17 protein-coding genes are annotated in these 18,549 nt (G+C 69.9%); 6 read left to right on the top strand and 11 right to left on the bottom strand.

The features are described from left to right. Positions 1–26: 26 nt before the first annotated feature. On the bottom strand, positions 27–1,577 hold the full coding sequence (locus LY40_RS25920) for a fatty acid desaturase (protein WP_443687895.1): 1,551 nt from the start codon (positions 1,575–1,577) through the stop codon (positions 27–29). A 195-nt stretch (positions 1,578–1,772) separates the two neighbouring features. On the opposite strand from LY40_RS25920, the gene LY40_RS25915 reads away from it, so the two are divergent. After that, positions 1,773–2,951, top strand: coding sequence for an LLM class flavin-dependent oxidoreductase (locus LY40_RS25915; protein WP_183786892.1), 1,179 nt, complete (start codon positions 1,773–1,775; stop codon positions 2,949–2,951). A 30-nt stretch (positions 2,952–2,981) separates the two neighbouring features. Here the strand turns inward: LY40_RS25915 and LY40_RS25910 are convergent, their stop codons facing one another. The 3 genes from LY40_RS25910 to LY40_RS25900 are packed head-to-tail and all read right to left on the bottom strand — an operon-like array spanning position 2,982 to position 6,332. Beyond that, positions 2,982–4,625, bottom strand: coding sequence for an AMP-binding protein (locus tag LY40_RS25910; RefSeq protein ID WP_258938449.1), 1,644 nt, complete (start codon positions 4,623–4,625; stop codon positions 2,982–2,984). Further along, positions 4,612–5,442: an alpha/beta fold hydrolase gene (locus LY40_RS25905; protein ID WP_258938448.1), complete on the bottom strand. Its 831-nt coding sequence runs from the start codon at positions 5,440–5,442 to the stop codon at positions 4,612–4,614. The genes LY40_RS25910 and LY40_RS25905 overlap by 14 nt, the downstream gene beginning before the upstream one ends. Continuing rightward, positions 5,442–6,332: a hotdog family protein gene (locus tag LY40_RS25900; protein WP_183786895.1), complete on the bottom strand. Its 891-nt coding sequence runs from the start codon at positions 6,330–6,332 to the stop codon at positions 5,442–5,444. The genes LY40_RS25905 and LY40_RS25900 overlap by 1 nt, the downstream gene beginning before the upstream one ends. 113 nt (positions 6,333–6,445) lie before the next feature. Between LY40_RS25900 and LY40_RS25895 the strand changes: the two genes are divergently transcribed. Together LY40_RS25895 and LY40_RS25890 are read left to right on the top strand one after the other, a co-directional pair. Next, entirely contained in the window at positions 6,446–7,066 is a 621-nt protein-coding gene (locus LY40_RS25895) for a TetR-type transcription factor C-terminal domain-containing protein (protein WP_183786896.1), read from the top strand. A 170-nt stretch (positions 7,067–7,236) separates the two neighbouring features. Continuing rightward, positions 7,237–8,583, top strand: coding sequence for an MFS transporter (locus LY40_RS25890; protein ID WP_183786897.1), 1,347 nt, complete (start codon positions 7,237–7,239; stop codon positions 8,581–8,583). 80 nt (positions 8,584–8,663) lie between these two features. Here LY40_RS25890 and LY40_RS25885 read toward each other — a convergent pair whose 3' ends face one another. Continuing rightward, a complete protein-coding gene (locus tag LY40_RS25885; RefSeq protein ID WP_258938447.1) occupies positions 8,664–9,782 on the bottom strand; it encodes an NADH:flavin oxidoreductase in 1,119 nt (372 codons plus the stop codon). A gap of 206 nt (positions 9,783–9,988) precedes the next feature. Between LY40_RS25885 and LY40_RS25880 the strand changes: the two genes are divergently transcribed. After that, positions 9,989–10,468: an RrF2 family transcriptional regulator gene (locus LY40_RS25880; RefSeq protein WP_258938446.1), complete on the top strand. Its 480-nt coding sequence runs from the start codon at positions 9,989–9,991 to the stop codon at positions 10,466–10,468. A 165-nt stretch (positions 10,469–10,633) separates the two neighbouring features. Here the strand turns inward: LY40_RS25880 and LY40_RS25875 are convergent, their stop codons facing one another. The 6 genes from LY40_RS25875 to LY40_RS25850 form a co-directional block, all read right to left on the bottom strand. After that, on the bottom strand, positions 10,634–11,425 hold the full coding sequence (locus LY40_RS25875; RefSeq protein ID WP_258938445.1) for a class I SAM-dependent methyltransferase: 792 nt from the start codon (positions 11,423–11,425) through the stop codon (positions 10,634–10,636). A gap of 594 nt (positions 11,426–12,019) precedes the next feature. After that, complete coding sequence (locus LY40_RS25870; protein ID WP_258938444.1) at positions 12,020–12,658, bottom strand: alpha/beta hydrolase; 639 nt, start codon at positions 12,656–12,658, stop codon at positions 12,020–12,022. Next, a complete protein-coding gene (locus LY40_RS25865) occupies positions 12,655–13,164 on the bottom strand; it encodes a flavin reductase family protein (protein ID WP_258938443.1) in 510 nt (169 codons plus the stop codon). The genes LY40_RS25870 and LY40_RS25865 overlap by 4 nt, the downstream gene beginning before the upstream one ends. Next, positions 13,164–14,342 carry an acyl-CoA dehydrogenase family protein gene (locus tag LY40_RS25860; protein ID WP_183786901.1) on the bottom strand — a complete coding sequence of 393 codons (1,179 nt, stop codon included), beginning with the start codon at positions 14,340–14,342 and terminating at the stop codon, positions 13,164–13,166. The genes LY40_RS25865 and LY40_RS25860 overlap by 1 nt, the downstream gene beginning before the upstream one ends. Next, positions 14,339–15,364 carry an alpha/beta fold hydrolase gene (locus tag LY40_RS25855; protein ID WP_258938442.1) on the bottom strand — a complete coding sequence of 342 codons (1,026 nt, stop codon included), beginning with the start codon at positions 15,362–15,364 and terminating at the stop codon, positions 14,339–14,341. The genes LY40_RS25860 and LY40_RS25855 overlap by 4 nt, the downstream gene beginning before the upstream one ends. 20 nt (positions 15,365–15,384) lie before the next feature. Then, positions 15,385–16,338: a VOC family protein gene (locus LY40_RS25850; RefSeq protein ID WP_183786902.1), complete on the bottom strand. Its 954-nt coding sequence runs from the start codon at positions 16,336–16,338 to the stop codon at positions 15,385–15,387. 198 nt (positions 16,339–16,536) lie between these two features. On the opposite strand from LY40_RS25850, the gene LY40_RS25845 reads away from it, so the two are divergent. Together LY40_RS25845 and LY40_RS25840 are read left to right on the top strand one after the other, a co-directional pair. Further along, positions 16,537–17,523, top strand: a complete 987-nt coding sequence (locus LY40_RS25845; protein WP_258938441.1) for an AraC-like ligand-binding domain-containing protein — start codon at positions 16,537–16,539, stop codon at positions 17,521–17,523. 88 nt (positions 17,524–17,611) lie between these two features. Further along, positions 17,612–18,538, top strand: a complete 927-nt coding sequence (locus LY40_RS25840) for a helix-turn-helix domain-containing protein (protein ID WP_183786904.1) — start codon at positions 17,612–17,614, stop codon at positions 18,536–18,538. Positions 18,539–18,549: the final 11 nt, after the last annotated feature.

Raw genomic sequence — 18,549 nt, 5'->3', positions numbered from 1 at the left:
CCCGGTCAGGTCCGCCGCGAACCGCGTCACGCCCGCGCCGTCCCCGCGACGACGAAGTCGACCTTCTCCCGGACCCCACAGTCCGGGCAGCACCACGAGTCAGGGATCGCCGACCACGGCGTCCCCGCCGGAAAGCCCTCCCGCGGGTCCCCCGTCCGCTCGTCGTAGACGTACCCGCAGCCGGGACACATTCCCCCACCGGTCGCGTCGCCACGGAAGTCGGCGCCCCCTGCCTCGTTCGCGGTCCCCGGCGTCGTGGCCCCCTCGGGCACGGTGGCCTTGGGCACGGTGGCCTCGGGCGCCGTGGCCTCGGGCGCCGTGGCCTCGGGCGCCTCCGGCGCCGTGGCCTCCTTCAGCGCCTCCGGCGTAGTGATCTCCTCGGGCGCCTCCGGCGTGGTGGCGTGCCCGTACCGGGCGAGGACCTTCGCCCGCTTGCTCGGCTGGATGTTGGCGCGGGAGATGTCGCCGTCGAAATGCTCGAGGACCCGAGGGTCCATCACACGCCGCCACAGCGGCGGCACCAGGGCGAGCACGATCATTCCCGCGTACCCGGTGGGCAGCACCGGCGACTCGGCGAAGTCCCGCAGGGTCTGATAGCGGCGGGTCGGGTTGGCGTGGTGGTCGCTGTGCCGCTGCAGGTGGTAGAGCAGCACGTTCGTCGCGATGTTGTTGGAGTTCCAGCTGTGGCTGGGGTCGACGCGCTCGTACCGGCGCCGGCCGGGTGTGCCCCGCTGCTGCCGCAGCATGCCGTAGTGCTCCATGTAGTTCACGACTTCCAGCAGCGAGAACCCGACCACTGCCTGGATCAGCAGGTACGGCAGCACACCGATGCCCAGCCAGGCGATCAGCAGCGCCCACAGCACGGCCGACATGAGCCAGGCATTGAGCACATCGTTGCCGATCCGGTACGGATGCCGGTCGCGCCTGGCGTAGCGCTTGCGCTCGAGTCGCCAGGCCGAACGCAGCGAGCCGGCGACGGTGCGGGGCCAGAACCGGTAGAAGCTCTCCCCCACCCGGCTGCTCGCAGGGTCCTCGGGCGTCGCCACCCGCACGTGGTGCCCGCGGTTGTGCTCGATGTAGAAGTGCCCGTAGAAGCTCTGGGCGAGCGCGATCTTCGACAGCCACCGCTCGTGGCTCTCCTTCTTGTGGCCCAGTTCGTGCGCGGTGTTGATACCGATGCCGCCGACACAGCCGACCGTGATCGCCAGCCCCACACTGTCCACGGTGGACAGCCCGCCACGCATGATCATCCACAGCGCGACGACGAATCCCGCGTACTGGATCGGCAGGAACGCGTACGTGATCCACCGGTAGTACCGGTCGTTCTCGAGCTGTTCGATCACCTCGTCCGGCGGGTTGCTCCGGTCCAGCCCGGCCACGAGATCGAGCACCGGGACGACGATCAGGATCACGACGGGCCCCAGCCACAGCCACACGCCCCAGCCGGTCGCCGCATGCAGGCCGATCGCCAGGAACACCAGAGACGGCACGACCAGACCGATCAACCACAGGTACCGCTTGCGGTCGGTCCACCGCTCCGTCGAGCCGGCGGGCACCGTTGCCTTCGCGCTCATCACAGACCTCCTCGACGTGGCTTTACATGAGACTAAGGGTTGTAAACCTGAATGGACAACCGTGACCCCCTCGTACATCACCCGTACGGGCGGGAAGTCGGGGCGGCCGAGGTGTCGAATATCTGGACAACCACCGGATGTGATCCGGCTTACGTTCGGAGGGACCGCCGTGAGCACCACGAGCTCAAGGAGAGCCCCATGGACCGATTGCGCTTCGGCACTTTTCTCGCCCCGTTCCATCCCGCAGGCGAGAACCCGACGCTGGCACTGCAGCGCGACCTCGAACTCGTCGAACATCTGGACGCCTGCGGGTACGACGAGGCGTGGATCGGTGAACACCACTCGGCGGGCACCGAGTTGATCGCGTCACCGGAGATCTTCATGGCCGCGGCCGCCGAACGAACGCGGCGGATCAAGCTGGGCACCGGCGTGACCTCGATCGCGTACCACAATCCGCTGTGGGTTGCCGAGCGCATGGTGCTGCTCGACCACCTGACGCGCGGCCGGACGATGCTCGGCTGTGGTCCCGGGTCGCTGCCGAGCGACTCGATGATGTTGGGGCTCACGCCGACGGACACGCGTGAGCTCATGGAGGTCGACCTCGACATCATCATGCGACTGCTCCGCGGCGAGGCCGTCACCGAGCAGACCAGGACGCACAACCTGGTCGACGCGCGGCTGCACCTGCGGCCCTACACCGAGCCGTGCTTCGACATCGCCGTCGCGGCGGTCGCCTCCCCGACGGGCCCCCGGCTTGCCGGCAGGTACGGAGCCGGGCTGCTGTCGATCGGCGCCACGATGACGCAGGACGGATTCGACGCGCTCGCCCACCACTGGGGCGTCGTCGAGGAGCGGGCGGCCCACTACGGGCAGCCGGTCTCCCGGCGGGACTGGCGTCTCGTGGGGCTGATGCACGTGGCAGAGACCCGCGAGCAGGCCTACCGCGACGTCGAGTACGGCATCGAGACGTGGTTCGACTACTTCCAGAAGACGGCCGCGTTCCCGCAGATGGCCGTCGAAGGGAACCGCCTACGGGAGATGATCGACTTCATCAACGAGGCCGGTGTCGGCGCGATCGGCACCGTCGACGACGCCCGCGCCCAGGTGCAGCGGCTGTGGGACCAGTCGGGCGGGTTCGGCTGCATGCTGCTGCTCGCCCACGAATGGGCCAACCCGGCCGCGACGAAACGCTCCTACGAACTCATCGCCCAGCACGTGATGCCGCACTTCCAGGGCGGGTCCGTCTCGCACGCGGACCAGACGCTCGCCGCGAAGCAGCGCGCCCGCAGCACCCGCGAGGACTACGCCGCCGCACAGCTCCAGGCCGTGGCGACGATGACCGAGCGTTACGAGCAGGAGAAGGCGGAGCGGTCCTGATCGCCGCAGGCGGGTGACGGCCGGCTGCGTTCACCGGCCGTCACCGGCCACGATCCGCTCGGCCAGCTCCCGCAGCGCAGCCGTGCGAATCTTGGACCCGTTCGTCCCCGCCGTCATCGGCATGTCGTCGATCACCCGCACGTCGTGGGGCACCTTGAACGCAGCGAGCGTCTCCTCGCACCACGCCCGCAACGCGTCCGGGTCGGCGACGGCACCGCCGTCGGGATCCGGTTCGACGAACGCGACCGTGTGCGTCTCGCCGGCGAGCGGCACGCCGACGACCTTGGCGCGGGCGACACTCGCGTGCTCGGCGAGTCGCGCTTCGATCTCCGCGGGCTCGACGAGAAAACCCTTCAGGCGGAGCGAATCGCCCATGCGGCACAGGTAATCGAAACTCCCGTCGGCGTGCACGACACCCAGGTCTCCGCTGCGGAACCAGCCGTCGTCGGTGAACGAGCGGGCGCGGATCACGCCGTCGTCGTCACCGAGGTAGGCGTCGACGACGGGATAGCCACGGAACTGCAGCTCACCCGGCTCACCCTCGGAAGGCGGTTCGCCGGTCACCGGATCGACCGCACGGACCGTGAACCGCTCGGACACCGGCCTGCCACCACCCCGCCAGCGCGCCGGCACCGTGTCGCGGCGGTCCCAGAACGCGGCCAGGGCGAACACCTCGCTGGATCCGTAAACACCCATCGCCGACGTATGCGTCTCGTCCTCGGCCCACGCCGACAGCCGGTGCGAGTCGCCGTAGAAGTCGGCCATCAGCATCCGGCGCCACCGGGGCAGCTCGATCGGGTGTGCCCACCAGGCGGCCGCGAGCCTGCCCACGACGTCGTCCGCGCAGGCGAGGTGGGTGACGTCGAATTCGGCCATGTGCCGCAGCACGAGGTCCGGGTCGAACCGTGGCTCGAGCAGCGCCGCACCGCCGGAGCCGATGGCCGTGATCGCGGGGACGTACCCGAACACACCGGACAGCGGCAGGACCACGAGACTCACCGAGGCGGCGTCCCATCCGCCCGCCGCGGCGACGTTCCGCGCGTGTTCGGCGACCGCGCCGCCGCGGTGCGCCGCGAGTTTCGGCATGCCCGTCGAACCGGACGTCGTGAACGCGACGGCCAGGGCGTCCGGCAGGTGCCGCAGGGTGCCGGACGGCTCCACAGGCCCGGCCTCTCCCATCGGGGTCCACGCACCTGCACCGATGTCGTACTCAGCGAGATCAGTGCCCGACACCGCATCTCCGCCGGGCCCGGCGATCACCGCCACGGACGGGACCGGGACACCGCTCCGCTCCGCGGCGCCGCAGAGCGTGCCGACGAGGTCGAGTCCCAGGAAGTCGTGAGCCACCGCCAGCACCTTCGGCCGCGCGTGGTCGAGGACGTGGGCCACCTCGGCAATGCCGTAGCGGGTGTTGATCCCGATGACGTGCGCGCCCAGTCCCGCGGCGGCGAACTGCCAGACCAGGGCGTCGGACCAGTTCGGCAACCACACGCCGACACAGTCACCTTCGTCCACTCCGCGGGCCTCGAGCTCGTCCCGGACCACGAGGACACGGCGCCACAACTGTTCACGGGTCACGCGACGCGGTTCCGGCCCGCCGTCGATGATCGCGACGGACGCCGGATCGCCGGCCGCGAGCAGCTCCGTCAACGTCGCGGACTCAGGTGTGTTCACGCTGCCTCCCGATGGATCGCAGGGCCAGGTCGTCGAGCCATTCCTGCAGCAGGACCGCGAAGTCCTCAAGTTCCTCCATCGGGTAATGACCGACGCCCTCGAGCACACTGCACTGTGCGTCGGAGATCGCCGCGGCCGTGCTGCGGACGTCGCGCACATCGACCCACAGGTCGTCATCGCCAACCACCAGGTGCACCGGGCAGGCGATCGTGGGCAGCGCCGCGCGTACGTCGTGCGTCGCCCAGCCGATCAGGTCACTGGTCGACACCTGGGGATCCTCCCGGCGGTGCATGCGCGCGATGAGCTCGGCCCGTGCGGCGGGCACGCTCCGTCCGACGACCGCACGGGTACCGAAGTAGGTCCGGTCGGAACGGCTCGGCGCCGCGGCGTCGACCAGTTCCCTGCCCAGACCCCGCACGCTCATTCCAGGCACGTCCGACCCGCCGTGCGCCGCCATGACAACGGCGCCGCCGAGACGCCCGCCCCGCCGTGCCGCCAACTGCAGCGCGATTCCACCACCGATCGAACAGCCGACGACGAAGGGCCGGTCCAGGTCGAGCAGGTCGATGAGCTCCTCACACCACGTCGCGTATTCGGCGAGATCACGGACCGGACCGCCGGCCGCGGGTTCCGACCGCCCGTGACCGGGCAGATCCGCGACGATCACCCGATAGCCGCGGGCGGCGAGCGCGGACTGCGTGTCCCGCCACTGCACGCCGTTCTGCCCGGCAGTGTGCAGACAGAGGACCCCTCGCCCCTGCCCTTCCTCGAGCACGAAAGACCGCGTACCGCCGATGTCGAGATACTCGGCCTTCATCACACCTCACCCACCGCTCGGGCCCGCACCGGGTTCGCGGGCGCCGCACTGCCGATCCGTGCCAGCTCCCGAGCCTCGTCCACCAGTGCCACCAGCGCCGAGGTCAGCCGCAGATACTCGTACCCGCTGCCGCACACCGAGAACTCGCCGCGCATCGTCCGTCCGGTGAAATCGTTGACGGGTCCGGTGATCAGCCGCGTCCAGGTCAGATCGGTCGCCCCGAGGACGAACGTCGGTGCGTGCGGCGTGCGCGTTCCGCACTCCAGCACGCGGCCCCGGTACACCCGGAAGAGCACGGTGTCGTCGCCGAAGCGGAGCCCGATCGTGCCGTCCCATTCGCCGGTCGCCGTCGTGAACGCCGCTGCGGCCTCCAGTCGCTCCGCGAGCGCGTGCGCCCACGCCGTCGTCGGAAACGATCGACCGAGCCGGGTCTCGCCGTCGTCGACGGCATGCCGTGCGGTGACGAGCGCGGAGGTTCGCCCCTCCTGCACCACCTGATCGTGCTGGTTCCGCACCGTCACGTGCCGCCCGATCACCCCGGACCGCAGTCCCGATGTGCGACGCGCCCGGGTCACAGTCATCTCGTAGGTGACCGTGTCGCCGACGTGGATCGGAGCCACGAAGTCCCATTCGGTGCCGAACGCCGCCTCCACGTGCGTCGACAGCCCGAGATCGTGATGCCAGCCGAAGAACGAGGCCAGGACGAGCGGCCCGTGGACCAACGGTCGCCCGTCTCGCGTGCGGCCGTACTCGGTGTGCAGTGCGGCCCGGTCACCGCTGATCTCCGCGAACGCCGCGACGACGTCCGCGGAGAAGGTACGCGCGGCGCCGGTGAACACCCGTCCCACGTCGAAGTCCTCGAAGTAGGGGCCGCTATCGGTGTCGTCCATCGACCACCTTTTCGCCGACATGAACAACTGTTCTTGTTGTCGAGACAACCAGCCTCCGATGCCTGCTGTCAACGCGCCACTCGTGCCCCGTTTCAGTCGGCTACGGTACGTGTATGAATGCTCGTTCGCCCGAAGCTCTCGTCCGTGACACGGGTCGCCGCAACGAGGCCGTGATCCTCAACGCCGCACTGGAGGCATTCGGCACCAGGGGCTTCAACGGAGCCTCCATGCGCGATGTCGCAAAGGGGGCGGGAACGAGCCTGTCGAACCTGTACAACTACTTCCCCTCGAAGTCGAAACTCCTGGCCGCGGTGCTCCGGCACGCCAACGACGAGTTGCAGCACCGCGTGCTGCGTGCGGTCGAGGAGGCGGGGGACGACGCGCCGTCGCAGCTGCGCGAGGCGGTCCGCGCCCACGTGGGCTTCGTCGTCGATCACCAGGTCGCGACGCTCGTGGCCACGAACGAGGTGCGCTACCTCGAGCCCGACGACAGGACCGCGCTCGTGTCGCATCGCGATGCCACCCAGGCGACGTTCGAACGGATCATCGACCAGGGTGCCGCCGACGGTGCGTTCCGGACGCCGTACGCACGCGACGCCGCGCGCGCGATCCTCAGCGCCGTCGCGGCGATCGCGTCGTGGTACCGCCGCGACGGCGCGCTGAGTCGCGGCCAACTGGCAGAGCAGTACGCCCGCTACGCCCTCGCACTACTCGAGGGGCCGCTACCCCGCTGATCAGGTCCGCCGCCCCACTCCGCCGCCCCACTCCGGTACGTCACTCCGGTACCTCTTGCCGCGGACACACCGCTTCGCTAACGTGCACGAACGATCGTTCTTGTCGTTCCCACAAAACTCTCCCGTCCCGGCACCACGGACGCAATGACGCGACCCGGAGGTGGACGCGCATGAACCCGTCGGATCACACCACCAAGATGGGGCGACTCGCCGCAGCGGCGGTATTCGCCACCGCCCTCGAATGGTTCGACTTCCTGATCTACGCCACGGCGGCGGCACTGGTGCTCGGGCCGTTGTTCTTTCCCGCTGCCAGTCCGGTGGCCGGCACGCTGGCCTCGTTCGCCACCTTCGCCGTCGGGTTCGTCGCACGTCCCCTCGGCGGCATCATCGCGGGCCACGTCGGAGACCGATTCGGCAGGAAACCGCCGCTCGTCGCCGCGATGCTGCTGATGGGCGTGGCGACCTTCGCCATCGGCGTGCTGCCCGACTACGCCACGATCGGCGTCTGGGCTCCGATCCTCCTCGTCGTCGCGCGCCTGATTCAGGGGTTGGGCGTCGGCGCGCAGTGGGGCGGGGCCGCGCTGCTGCTCACCGAGCACGCACCGGTCGCACGCCGCGGGTTCTACGGGAGCCTGGTGCAGACCGGCGCGGTTCTCGGCGCCGTCGCGGGCAACCTGTTCTTCGTGTTGCTGACCACCGCGCTGACCGAGGAGCAGTTCACCAGCTGGGGATGGCGCATCCCGTTCCTCTCCGGCCTCCTGCTGGTGCTGATCGGCTGCTATGTCCAGCTGAAGATCGAGGACACGCCCGTGTTCCGCGAACTGCAGCAACAGACCGCCACCGCCAAACACGAAGCCGGGTTGCGGAAAGCGCCCCTGGTGGACGCAGTCCGCTCGCACTGGCGGCAGATCCTGCAGGCGGCCGGCGCGTTCTTCGTCGTGAACGCCACCTTCTACTTCCTCATCAGCGGCATGCTCAACTACGCCACCACACACATCGGCATGTCCCAGGCGACGATCCTGTGGTGCGTGATGATCGCGGGTCTGACGCAGGTGGTCACCATGCCGTTCTTCGGCGCGCTGACCGACCGCATGGGCACCCGCAAGAAGCTGTACCTCACCGGCACCGTGTTGATGGCGGCGTTCGCCTTCCCGATGTTCTGGCTCGTCGACACCGGATCGGTACCGCTGGTGTTCCTCGCCCTGCTGGTCGCCTTCACGATCCACGCGACCATGTACGGACCACAGGCGACGCTCTATGCGGAGATGTTCCCCGCGGACGTGCGCTATTCCGGCGCCTCACTCGGCTACCAGTTCGCGTCCGTGTTCGCGGGCGGGCTCGCGCCGTTCATCACGACCGCACTGCTCGCGGCGACCGGCAGTTCGTGGTCGGTGGCGCTGTACATCATCGCCACCGCCGCGGTCACGTTCGTCGCCGTGGCCTCCATCCGGGAACGCTTCCAGCGGGACCTCTACACCACCTCGGCCGCGGAGGCCGCCACGACCTCACAGCGCTGAGCCGCCGACGCGATGATTCGCCGGCCGCGCTGTGAGGTACCGAGCGAGACCGCATCGGCTCCGCGCGCCGCGACCCGCCGTCAGTGGAGCGTCTGGACGGAGTCCTTGGTGAACGGGACGAGTTCGGATTCGCGACCCGTGAGCACCTTGCGTGCCCACTCCGGGTCCGCGAGCAGTGCCCGGCCGACGGCCACCAGGTCGAACTCGTCGCGTTCGAAACGTTCGATCAGTCCCTCGATGCTCTGCACGCCGGCGCCCGCACCCTGGAACGTCTCCGGACTGAAGACGGCGTCGAGACCGACGGAACCGACGGTGATGACCGGCTTGCCCGTGACCTTGCGGGCCCAGCCGCCGATGTTGAGCGCCGAGTCGTACTCGGGGAACTCCGGCTCCCAGTAACGACGGCCGGATGCGTGGAACGCGGTCACGCCGGCCGAGGAGATCGGGCCGAGCAGCGCCTGCAGTTCGTCCGGCGTCGTCGCGAGCTTCGCGTCGTAGTTGTCGGCCTTCCACTGCGAGAACCGGAACAGCACCGGGAACTCGGGCGACACGCGCTCGCGCACGGCCGCCGCGATGTCGGCGGCGAACTTCGTCCGCGAAACCGCGTCACCGCCGTAGGCGTCGGTTCGCCGGTTGGTGCGCTCCCACAGGAACTGGTCGATCAGGTAGCCGTGGGCGCCGTGCAGTTCGACGCCGTCGAAGCCGATCCGCTCGGCCTGCGCGGCCGCCTCGGCGAACGCCTCGATGATGCGGTCGACGTCCGACGAGGTCAGCGTCTCCCCCGCACGCTCGGTACCGTCGAGCGCCACCCCGGACGGGCCGACCGACGGCGCCTCCGGATACGGCGGTTTCCCGGCGACTCGCTGGATCCCCACGTGCCACAGCTGCGGCATGATCGTGCCGCCCTCGGCGTGCACGGCGTCCACGACGCGCTGCCAACCGGCGAGGGAGTCCTCGCCGTGGAACCGCGGCGCCTTGCCGATGTCGCCCGCCGACGGGTGATCGATGTACGTGCCCTCGGTGATGATCAACCCGGTGCCGGCCGCGGCCCGCCTGCTGTAGTACGCCGCGACATCCTCGTTCGGGACTCCGTACGGCGAGAACGCCCGCGTCATCGGTGCCATGACGATCCGATTCGGCAGCTCCGCCGATCCCAGGGTGAACGGGCGGGCGAGGACCTGTGCCGCGCGTGTGGACATGCTGCTCCTACTGCGTTTCGACGGTGCACTGTCGGGGCCGGACGCGTCGTCGGCGACGGCGCCGCAACCCGAGCCCCGGGACAAAAATTGCTCCCGTCAAACATACATATCCGCACCGGAACTGCAACTGTGTTACATACCATTCGGCGCGCGGGAATGGCTCGGCAGCTCGGCACCGGTACGCTGGAGCCGCGACACGGAGGGCGGTGAACGAGCACGTGCTGGACATCAGATTCTCGAGCGCGCTCAAGGCGCTGCTCTACCTCGCCGTCACCGCCGAGCAGGATCCCGCCGATCCGCCGACGTCGAGTTCGGCCCAGCTCGCCGAGGTCCTCGCGACGAACGCGAGCCTGGTCCGCAAACTCCTGGTACCCCTGGTCCACGGCGGCCTCGTCGAATCGACGAAGGGCCGCGCCGGCGGAGCCCGGCTCGCCAAACCCGCCGAGGAGATCACCCTCGCCGAGATCTACCGGTGTTCGATCGGCGACAAGCCGCTGTGGGCGTGCCGCCCCGACACCGCCGCGTCCTGCGAGGTGACCGCGAACACGGCGGAGTTCTTCAGCCGGCTCAGTGCCGACACCGAAGAGGCCGTCCTCAATGTACTCGGCAGCCGCACCCTGGCCGACAGCCTCGCCGAGGTCCGCGCGCTCGATGTCACGGCCGCAGCACCCGGAACGGCGCGGTGACCCGCCCGACCCCGGCTGAACGCCCGAATCCTGCAACCCGAGCTCCCCGGGCCCGGCGAGCCCCGCGTCCGGCCGCGGCCCGTCCCTCCGCACGGCCGTGGAATCGAGCCCCGGCCGCATCACGGGGAACGGCGCGGCACGGGGCGCGACGGGCCGCGCGGCGATTCAGCCGGTGATCCGCACGACCACCTGACGGTTCGCGTACGTGTAGGCCTCGTAGGTGAACTCGGTGCCCGTACGTTCGACGTACTCCTGCCAGGCCCGGTGCTCGTGCTCCTGCCAGCCCGGGTAGTTGAAGTACTCGTCGAACGCGACGATGCTGCCGGGCCGCAGCCGGGGACCGACCAGATCGAGGACCGTCTTCGCCGAGCTGTAGAGGTCGCTGTCGACGTGCAGGAAGTCCACCGGACCGGGATGCTGGTCGAGGAAATCGGGCAGCGTGTCCTCGAACCAGCCGACCACCAGGTCCGCGCCGGGCACCTCCGGCAGGTCCTCACGCGCGAACGTGCCCGCCTGGATCCCGACCAGCCACGGTTCCGGAAGCCCCTGGAACGAGTCGAACCCGAAGACCTGCTTGTCGTCCCGGATCGTCGTGATCAGCCGGAGCGTGTTGCCGGTGGCCACGCCGAACTCGAGCGCCATACCACCGGTCGGAGCCAGCGACACGGCGTGGCGCAGCGTCTCGGCCGGGGTCCGGAAGTGCTCCGCCCCGATCATGTTCTCCCTGGCGAAATGGTGGCTCTCGAGCGCCGCCTCCTGATCCCCCGCGTAGACGGTGTCGCGCCGCGACCGGATCTCGAACTCCACCACCCGGTCCAGCACACGCCTGACATCCTTGCGAAGTTCCGCCACCTCGGCTTCGAGTCGTTCGACGTCCTGGGTGCGCGCCTGGTCACGCATGGCGCGGTAGACCTCGCGGGCCACCCTTCCTACCTTGTGACGCTTCGCTTCGAGCACGGTGCGGATACCTCCTGCCGGGCGGGATTGACGGATCGGCCTGCGGTGCGGGCACGCCATGGATCGGTCCGCCGCTCACTGCCGCGAGGCGAAACCACGGGAACGGTGACGACGCGGGAACTGCGACGGCCCCGGATGCACCGGCGACCGCGTGCGACCGCACCACAGGACGCCGTCGCGCGACGACGCGGACGACGCCATGGCCGTTTTCTGCGCTATGCCACCGGATCGGCCGATTCGACCGCCGACGACGTCGTTGTCACGGGTTGATCACCGTGTTGTCGCGCCACGATAACGCCCGCCCAGTGGTGTGGACGGGTGGGGCGGCCGTCGCGCCCACGCTCACCACGAGCTCGGCCGTCCGATACCGGTTTCGCCTGCGCATCCCGGCGATCAGCCGCCTGCGGGGTCGGCGGGTCTCCCCTTCCCGCACCCGTCTCGGGGACCGGAACGCCGTCCCGCCTGCTGCCGCCCGCAGCGATTCTCACCCGATCGTGCCCCGACCCTGGGGGCAGTCATCCATCTCGCCGCGGGACGACTGCCTCCCGGACCGCGCCCATCGTGGTCCCGGCGCAGATGTGGCAGGAAGCCGGGTCACACCTGCGATGTGCGCGCGGCGGCCCCGGCCAGCAGGTCAGTGGCCGACCGGCACGCCTCGTCGGTGATGATGTGCTCATCGCCCGGATCGATGCGCACGTCGACCGCGGCACCCGCCCGGCGCAACACGTCCGCCGTCGCCTCGACGCGGTCTCGCGGCACCCACGGGTCGTTCTCGACACTCCGCACCACGGCCGGCACGCCACGCAGGAACCGCTCCCCCTGCACCAGCGGCGGTTCCGTGCCGAGGTAACCACCGGTCAGCAGGACGAGACCGGCCACCGGCCGCGGCGCGGTGAGGATCAGGTGTGACAACAGGCACGCACCCTGGGAGAAGCCCCAGAGCACCACACGCCGCGCATCGAACCCGGCCCGGGCGATCCCGACGAGACTGTCCTCCAGTACACGTAACGACCGCCCGAGCGCGGGTTCGTTGCGTTCGACGGGTTCGAGGAACGACAGCGGGTACCACGTGTTGCCGTCGGCTTCCGGGGCGAAGAACCGGACCGGCACCTGGCCGAATCGCATCGACGTGTCCCGCATGAACGCGGGATCCTGGCCCCGGCCGTGTACGGCGAGCACGGCCAGTTCGGCCCGGTCGGCCGGAACGCCCCACTCCTGCAGCGGCGGGCTCACGTCGTCACCGCCCGTTCGTCGAGCGCGTACCAGGTGCGGTCGCGGTACACGAGCGGCACCTCCGCCGCCGTGCCCGGATCGGCCTCCTCGACGTCGACCACGACGAGTGTCGATCCGCCGGCCGGGACCCGGTCGGCGATCCGGCCCCGCAGCCACGTGCCCACGGTCGAGAGGACGGGTTCACCGGTCGGCAGCCGATGCCACCGGCAGGGCGGTGCGAATCGGTCGATACCACCCGTTGCGAACCGCTTCGCCAACTCGACCTCCCCGGCGCCCAGCAGATGCACCACCACCGTCCCCGCCGCCTCGATGCGCGGGGACGCCGACGACTGCGCCGACAACGAGAAGGCCAGCACCGCGGGACGGGCACTGAGCGAGATGACCGATGTCGCCGTGAGTCCGGCCGGTCCCGCGCCGTCATCGGCCGTGATGATCGCGACCCCGGCGGGATGGGCACGGAACGCGGCCGCGAACCGCTGGGCCAGGTCCTCGTCGCGCTCGGTCATCACGATGCCTCCTGCAGCTCCAGGAACACCCACCGCGCGTTCGGCGCCAGGCCGCTCAGGAGTTTCCCGCAGTTCTGCAGCACCACCGGGCCCGAGGTGACGTGCTGGGTACCCGCATGGAGATCGCGGAAGAACCGCTGCAGCACGCCCCGTCGCAGCGCCGCGGTGGCCGCCCACTTGTAGACGGTCTGCCCCACCGCGTGCACCGACCACGTCGTGTTGTTGAGCATCAGCCGCGTGAGCGTCTCCTGCTCGGTGGTCAGGACCTCACCGGCGTCCAATGTGGCCTCGTTGGCGGCCCAGACGTCCATCGCCCACGCCCACGCCGAACGCAGTTTCGCCTCGGCCTGGGCGTATTCCGCGTAGAACTGCTGGGTGTCCACCGACGCGTTCGGAGCACCGCTCTTCTTGGCCGCCAGTGCCCGCATCTCGTCGAGCATCCGCCTGCCGACCCCGAGCGCCCACCCGGTGTGGCAGATGCCGGACATGTTGGCCAGTCCCATCCGGTAGATCGCGCCGCCGTGGCGGGTGTCCGTGGTCGCGATGTCATAGACGTGACTCTCCGGGACGAAAAGGTTCTCGCAGACGTAGTCGTGACTGCTGGTCCCGCGCAGGCCCATGACGTCCCAGTTGTCGATCACGGTCGCCTGCTCCTTGGGCAGCGTGAAGATCAGCGCCTCACCGGTCTCCTCACACAGCGCGGCGGTGTGGATGTGGGTCGCCATCGAGATCCCCGACGCGAAATGCCAATGCCCGCTGATGCGGTACCCACCGTCGGTCTTCACCGCGGTCCCGAGTTTGGTGCCCTGGCCGGCGATGAGCGCGTACCGGTCGTCTGCCGTGTCCGGGAACAGCTCGGCGATCGCCTCCTGCCCCAGGTACGCCGCGGTCGTCCCGGTGATCATCTGCAGCGCCATGAACGCCCATCCCGCCGAGGCGTCGGCGTAGGACACCTTCGCGATCGTGTCGATCACCTGCCGCGGGGAGAACTCGTAGCCGTCGAGTTCGCGGGGGACGCCGACCTTGAAGACCCCGCTCTCCCACAGCGCCTTCGCCGCCTCGTCGGACAGCCGGCCCAGTTCCTCGCCCTGGTCAGCGTTCTCCTCCAAGACCGGGGTGATGCTGTCGAGGCGCTCCATGAGCGCGTCGAAGTGCTCACTGACGTGCAGGTTGTTCATGATGTCCGTCCTTTGGTCCGTTCCGCGGCCTGCTGCTGCTGCGGCGCGACGGTGGTCAGAATCCAATCGATGACCGGCTTGACGGTCTCGTCCGAGTTGGCCTCGAAGATCAGTCCGTGGCCGTTGCCGGTGATGCCGAGGTCAGGCAGGTGCATACGTCGCGCGGCGGCTCCCGCACCGTTCAGGAAGTCCACGACCTGCGGAGCGAAGTCGGCGAACGCCGAGGCGCCGCCGGTCACCACGGCCACGGGCTTGTCCGCCAGCCCCGGGATCCGCCGTCCCGCAACCTCCTCGGGGAAGCCGGCCGGCGGGTCGCAGGGCATCTCCGCACTCGTGAGTCCCCAGGTGAGCGTGCCGAGCCCCGGGATCTCCGCATACGGCGGGCCGACCGGTTCGATGGCGGCGATGCCGCGGACCCGCCCGGGCCGCGCGGCCGCGGTGAGCCAGCCGACCGGTCCGCCGGCCGAGTGAGTCACCAGCACCGCCTCGCCCACGATATCGAGAAGCCTGGCCAGCCGGTCGGCGTCCAACCGCTGCGATTCGGCCAGATCCGCCGGCAACGGTCCCATCGGGCACACGAGCTGGTCGAGGTGATCGGAGCCGACGTCGCGCTCGCAGATCCACTGCGTCTGGGCCGCCCGCGATTCTTCGGGCAGGAACAGGGCCCGCGCGGCCTCGTACGGCAGCTGCGCGCCCATCGGTGCCACCACGTCGGGGTGGTACGGCGAGCGTCCGTGTCCGCAGCGGTCGACGACGTAGACCGCGAACCCCGCCTCGACCAAGCGCGTCGCCCAGCCAGGCCTGCCGTCCGGCGTTCCGGTCCAGTCGGTGCCCTGGCCGCCCCCGCCGTGCACCAGCACCAGCGGGACGGGGTGGACGCTCTCCGGCGGCGCCTCCCAGGAGACGAACATCGGTGCGCGCTGCACGGTGCCGTAGTCGGTCGCGACGCGCTCGCCGGGAACCCAGAACTGTCCACGGCGGACGGTCAACTCGTGGCCGCCCGCCACATGCGGTGCCGTCATGTCAGCCACCTCACCGGTGTTCAGATGTCGATCGGTTCGAGTCGGCCGAGCAGTTCCTCACGGCGGTGCTCGAACTGCTCGGGCAGCTGGAACCGGCTGCCCAGCTCGTGCGGCGACTCGTCGCACGTCCAGCCGCCGTCGGCGTGCGTGACGGCGAGCTCGAACAGGGCCCCGCTGGGCGTACGGACGTACACGCTCTTGAAGTACTTGCGGTCCTTGAGCTCCGAGATATCGGTGTAGCCCCGTCCTTCGACGGCGAACTTCACCGCATCCTGGTTGTCGAGCGTGTCGAGGTTCCACGCGAAGTGGTGGTAGGTGCCGGCACCATAACCCCAGGTTCCCTGGTCGTCGCGCCGGTTCACCGTGATCTCCAGGTGGTTGCCGTGCTTCGCGTCGCCGATCTGCATCCCGAGCACCGAGCCCTCCTCGGTGAGGCCGCCGGTGGCGAAGAAGGACTCGCCCGCGAACTCGACCATGCGGTCCGGTGTGGCCATGTGCACGCCCACACCGTGGATGCCGTGGATCGCGTGTTCCTGCGGCACCCCGTACCCGGGATTGCCGATCCGCTCGTCCCCGTTGTTGCCGACGAACACGTACTCGATGCCCGAGGGGTGCCGGAAGGCGAGCCTGCGCTTGCCGAACCGTTCGACGTTCGCCACCTCGATGTCGTGGGCGGCGAGCCGGTCGTACCAGAAGTCCAGGGAATGGTCCGGCACCGACAGCAGCACCTCCCGCGCCTGGTTGGTGCCACGGGTGCCGTACAAGCCGGCCTGCGCCCACGGGAACGTCGTCACCACGCTGGAGGGATCACCCGCGGCGTTCGAGTAGTACAGGTGGTAGACGGGCAGGGAGCCGTCGAACAGCACGGTGCGCTTGATGAAGCGCATGCCGAGGACCTTGACGTGGAAATCGACGTCTTCCTGGGCGTCCGCCACGGAGAGCGTCACGTGGTGCGACCCTGTCACGTATGTCATCGCCTGGCTCCTCCACACTGAGAAATCCGTTGAGGCGAACTGTAGGAACGCCGCCTGCCGGTGTGTGACGTCAGAGCGCACGACGATGTCGAACCCGCGCACCACCTCCCGCCCGAAACTCGGTGATGGTGTGCGACACGGCCCGCTGGGTACTGTGTCCCGAACGACGTGCAGTCGTCAGCTGTGGAGATGACAACGATGTCACTTACGTCGCTCACGGAGCAGTTCACCGTGACAGGGCCGTCGCAACACCCGGTCACGTTCCCGTCCTGGAAGGACGCCGTCCGGCGCAGCGTGCTCAGTTTCGAGTTCGACTGCCCCCGGCCCGACCGGTTCACCGGCACGGTCAGGGAGCGATACCTGCACGGGGTCAGTTTCATCGACATGACCTCGGAACCGCATGCCGCCTACCGCGACCACACCACGATCAGCGAGGCCGACACCGGTTTCTACGTGCTCACCCTGCAACTCGACGGGCGGATCCGCATCGAGCAGGACGAGCGGGTCGCCGCTCTCGAACCCGGACTGTTCGCGCTCTACGACTCCAGCAGGCCCGCCGCCCTCACCGTTGGCGAGGGCTACCGCTCGACGTGCATCCGGTTCCCGAAGACGGCGATCGCGCCGCACGACGCCGATCGTCTCGCCGAGCTCACCGCCCGGCCGATGACCTGTGCTCCCGGCCTCAACGACGCCGTCTGGAGCACGATTCTGGGCGTCAACCGCAACCTTGAGGCGCTCGGTGTCCACGGGCACACGACGGTGCACTCGCTGATGACCCTCGTCGGCACCATGCTGCTCAGCGAGCTCGGCCGGCACACTCGGCCGAGCTCGCCCGACGAGCACCAGCTCGAGCGCGTCCTCGGCTACATCGACGCGCACCTGTCCGATGCCGATCTCGGCCCTGGCCGGATCGCGGCCGCCCACTTCCTGTCGCCGCGCGCGCTCCACGCGTTGTTCGAATCGACCGGCACGACCGTGGCGCGGTACATCCGCAGACGGCGCGTGGAACGTTGCCGGCTCGACCTGGCCGACCCAGCGCTCGCACAGCTGGCCGCGTCGTCCGTCGGCGCCCGCTGGGGGTTCGCGGGGCCGTCGCACTTCGGGCAGGTCTTCAAACGCGAGACCGGCCTCACGCCCGCCCAGTTCCGCAGGCAGGCGCTCGCCGAACCATCCGGCGCGGCATGAAGCGCACCGTGGACCACCACCGCCACCGCCGCCGCGGTCGGCCGATGAGAGCCCGATCCGTACCCGCTCCCGTGACCGGAGGACGCCCGTGACCGTGCACGGCCTGACCCGCTTCCACACCGGCGACGTCCCCGAGCGCCGCAGACTGGCGGCGTGGGAGGAGCACAACGTGCGCTCCCTCGTCGGGCTCCGCGCCCGGCCGCTGGGTCAGCGGCCGTTCACCGGGACCGAGCTCAACCTCAGCCTCTCCCGGCTGCGGCTGGCGAAGGTCACGGGCTCACCGCACGTCGTCGAACGCGGCCCCGGGCAGATCGCGACGTCTCCCGGCGACGGCGTCGTCGTTTACTTCGCGCTGTCCGGACAAGGAGCGTTCCACCACCGGGAGGGCCGTGTGGTGCTGTCACCGGGACAGGCGCTCGTGTGCGACGCCGACCAGCCGTTCCGCCGCGACTTCTCCCGCGGGCTCACCGAGCTCGTCCTCGCGGTGCCCCGCGGTGTGCTGCGCGAGGCGACCGGCCGCTCCGGGCTCGCGCGGCCCCGCACGATCGGCATCGGCTCGCCGCACGGCCGTGCGCTCGCCTCGCTCGTGGCGGGCGGGCTCCGCGGCGAGACCGACTGGGACGCGCTCGAGTCGCGCGTCGTCGAGCTGTTGCCGGCGGTCGTGGGATCGGAGCCGGCCGACGGCGGCCATCTCGCGGCGGCGCACGCGTACATCGCCGCGCACCTGGCGGACCCGGAACTGTCCGCGGGTCGTATCGCCCGCGCTGTCGGCGTGTCGGAGCGGCAGCTGTCCCGGCTGTTCGCCGCGGCGGGCGACAGCGTCCCCCGAACAGTGCTCGCCGCCCGGCTCGACGCGGCACGGGCCGCCGTCACCGACCCGGCGACCCGTGGCAGGTCCCTCGCCGAGCTCGCCGCGTGTCACGGGTTCGCCTCCCAGGCACACTTCTCCCGCAGCTACCGCGCGCGCTTCGGCACCACTCCCCTGCGCGACCGTCGGGAGGCCGCCCGCGACTGAGCCACGGCCCG

The organism is Prauserella salsuginis (assembly GCF_024648885.1).
Classification (GTDB): Bacteria; Actinomycetota; Actinomycetes; order Mycobacteriales; family Pseudonocardiaceae; genus Prauserella; species Prauserella salsuginis.
Note: the sequence above shows the minus strand (reverse complement) of the source record. Positions and strands in the feature narration are given on the sequence as shown.

Bases quoted from the DNA above. Each gene is read 5' to 3' on its own strand.
- LY40_RS25895 (WP_183786896.1), top strand. From the start codon at position 6,446: ATGAATGCTCGTTCGCCCGAAGCTCTCGTCCGTGACACGGGTCGCCGC.
- LY40_RS25850 (WP_183786902.1), bottom strand. From the start codon at position 16,338: ATGACATACGTGACAGGGTCGCACCACGTGACGCTCTCCGTGGCGGAC.
- LY40_RS25885 (WP_258938447.1), bottom strand. From the start codon at position 9,782: ATGTCCACACGCGCGGCACAGGTCCTCGCCCGCCCGTTCACCCTGGGA.
- LY40_RS25890 (WP_183786897.1), top strand. From the start codon at position 7,237: ATGAACCCGTCGGATCACACCACCAAGATGGGGCGACTCGCCGCAGCG.
- LY40_RS25865 (WP_258938443.1), bottom strand. From the start codon at position 13,164: ATGACCGAGCGCGACGAGGACCTGGCCCAGCGGTTCGCGGCCGCGTTC.
- LY40_RS25915 (WP_183786892.1), top strand. From the start codon at position 1,773: ATGGACCGATTGCGCTTCGGCACTTTTCTCGCCCCGTTCCATCCCGCA.
- LY40_RS25905 (WP_258938448.1), bottom strand. From the start codon at position 5,442: ATGAAGGCCGAGTATCTCGACATCGGCGGTACGCGGTCTTTCGTGCTC.
- LY40_RS25860 (WP_183786901.1), bottom strand. From the start codon at position 14,342: ATGAACAACCTGCACGTCAGTGAGCACTTCGACGCGCTCATGGAGCGC.
- LY40_RS25845 (WP_258938441.1), top strand. From the start codon at position 16,537: ATGTCACTTACGTCGCTCACGGAGCAGTTCACCGTGACAGGGCCGTCG.
- LY40_RS25900 (WP_183786895.1), bottom strand. From the start codon at position 6,332: ATGGACGACACCGATAGCGGCCCCTACTTCGAGGACTTCGACGTGGGA.
- LY40_RS25855 (WP_258938442.1), bottom strand. From the start codon at position 15,364: ATGACGGCACCGCATGTGGCGGGCGGCCACGAGTTGACCGTCCGCCGT.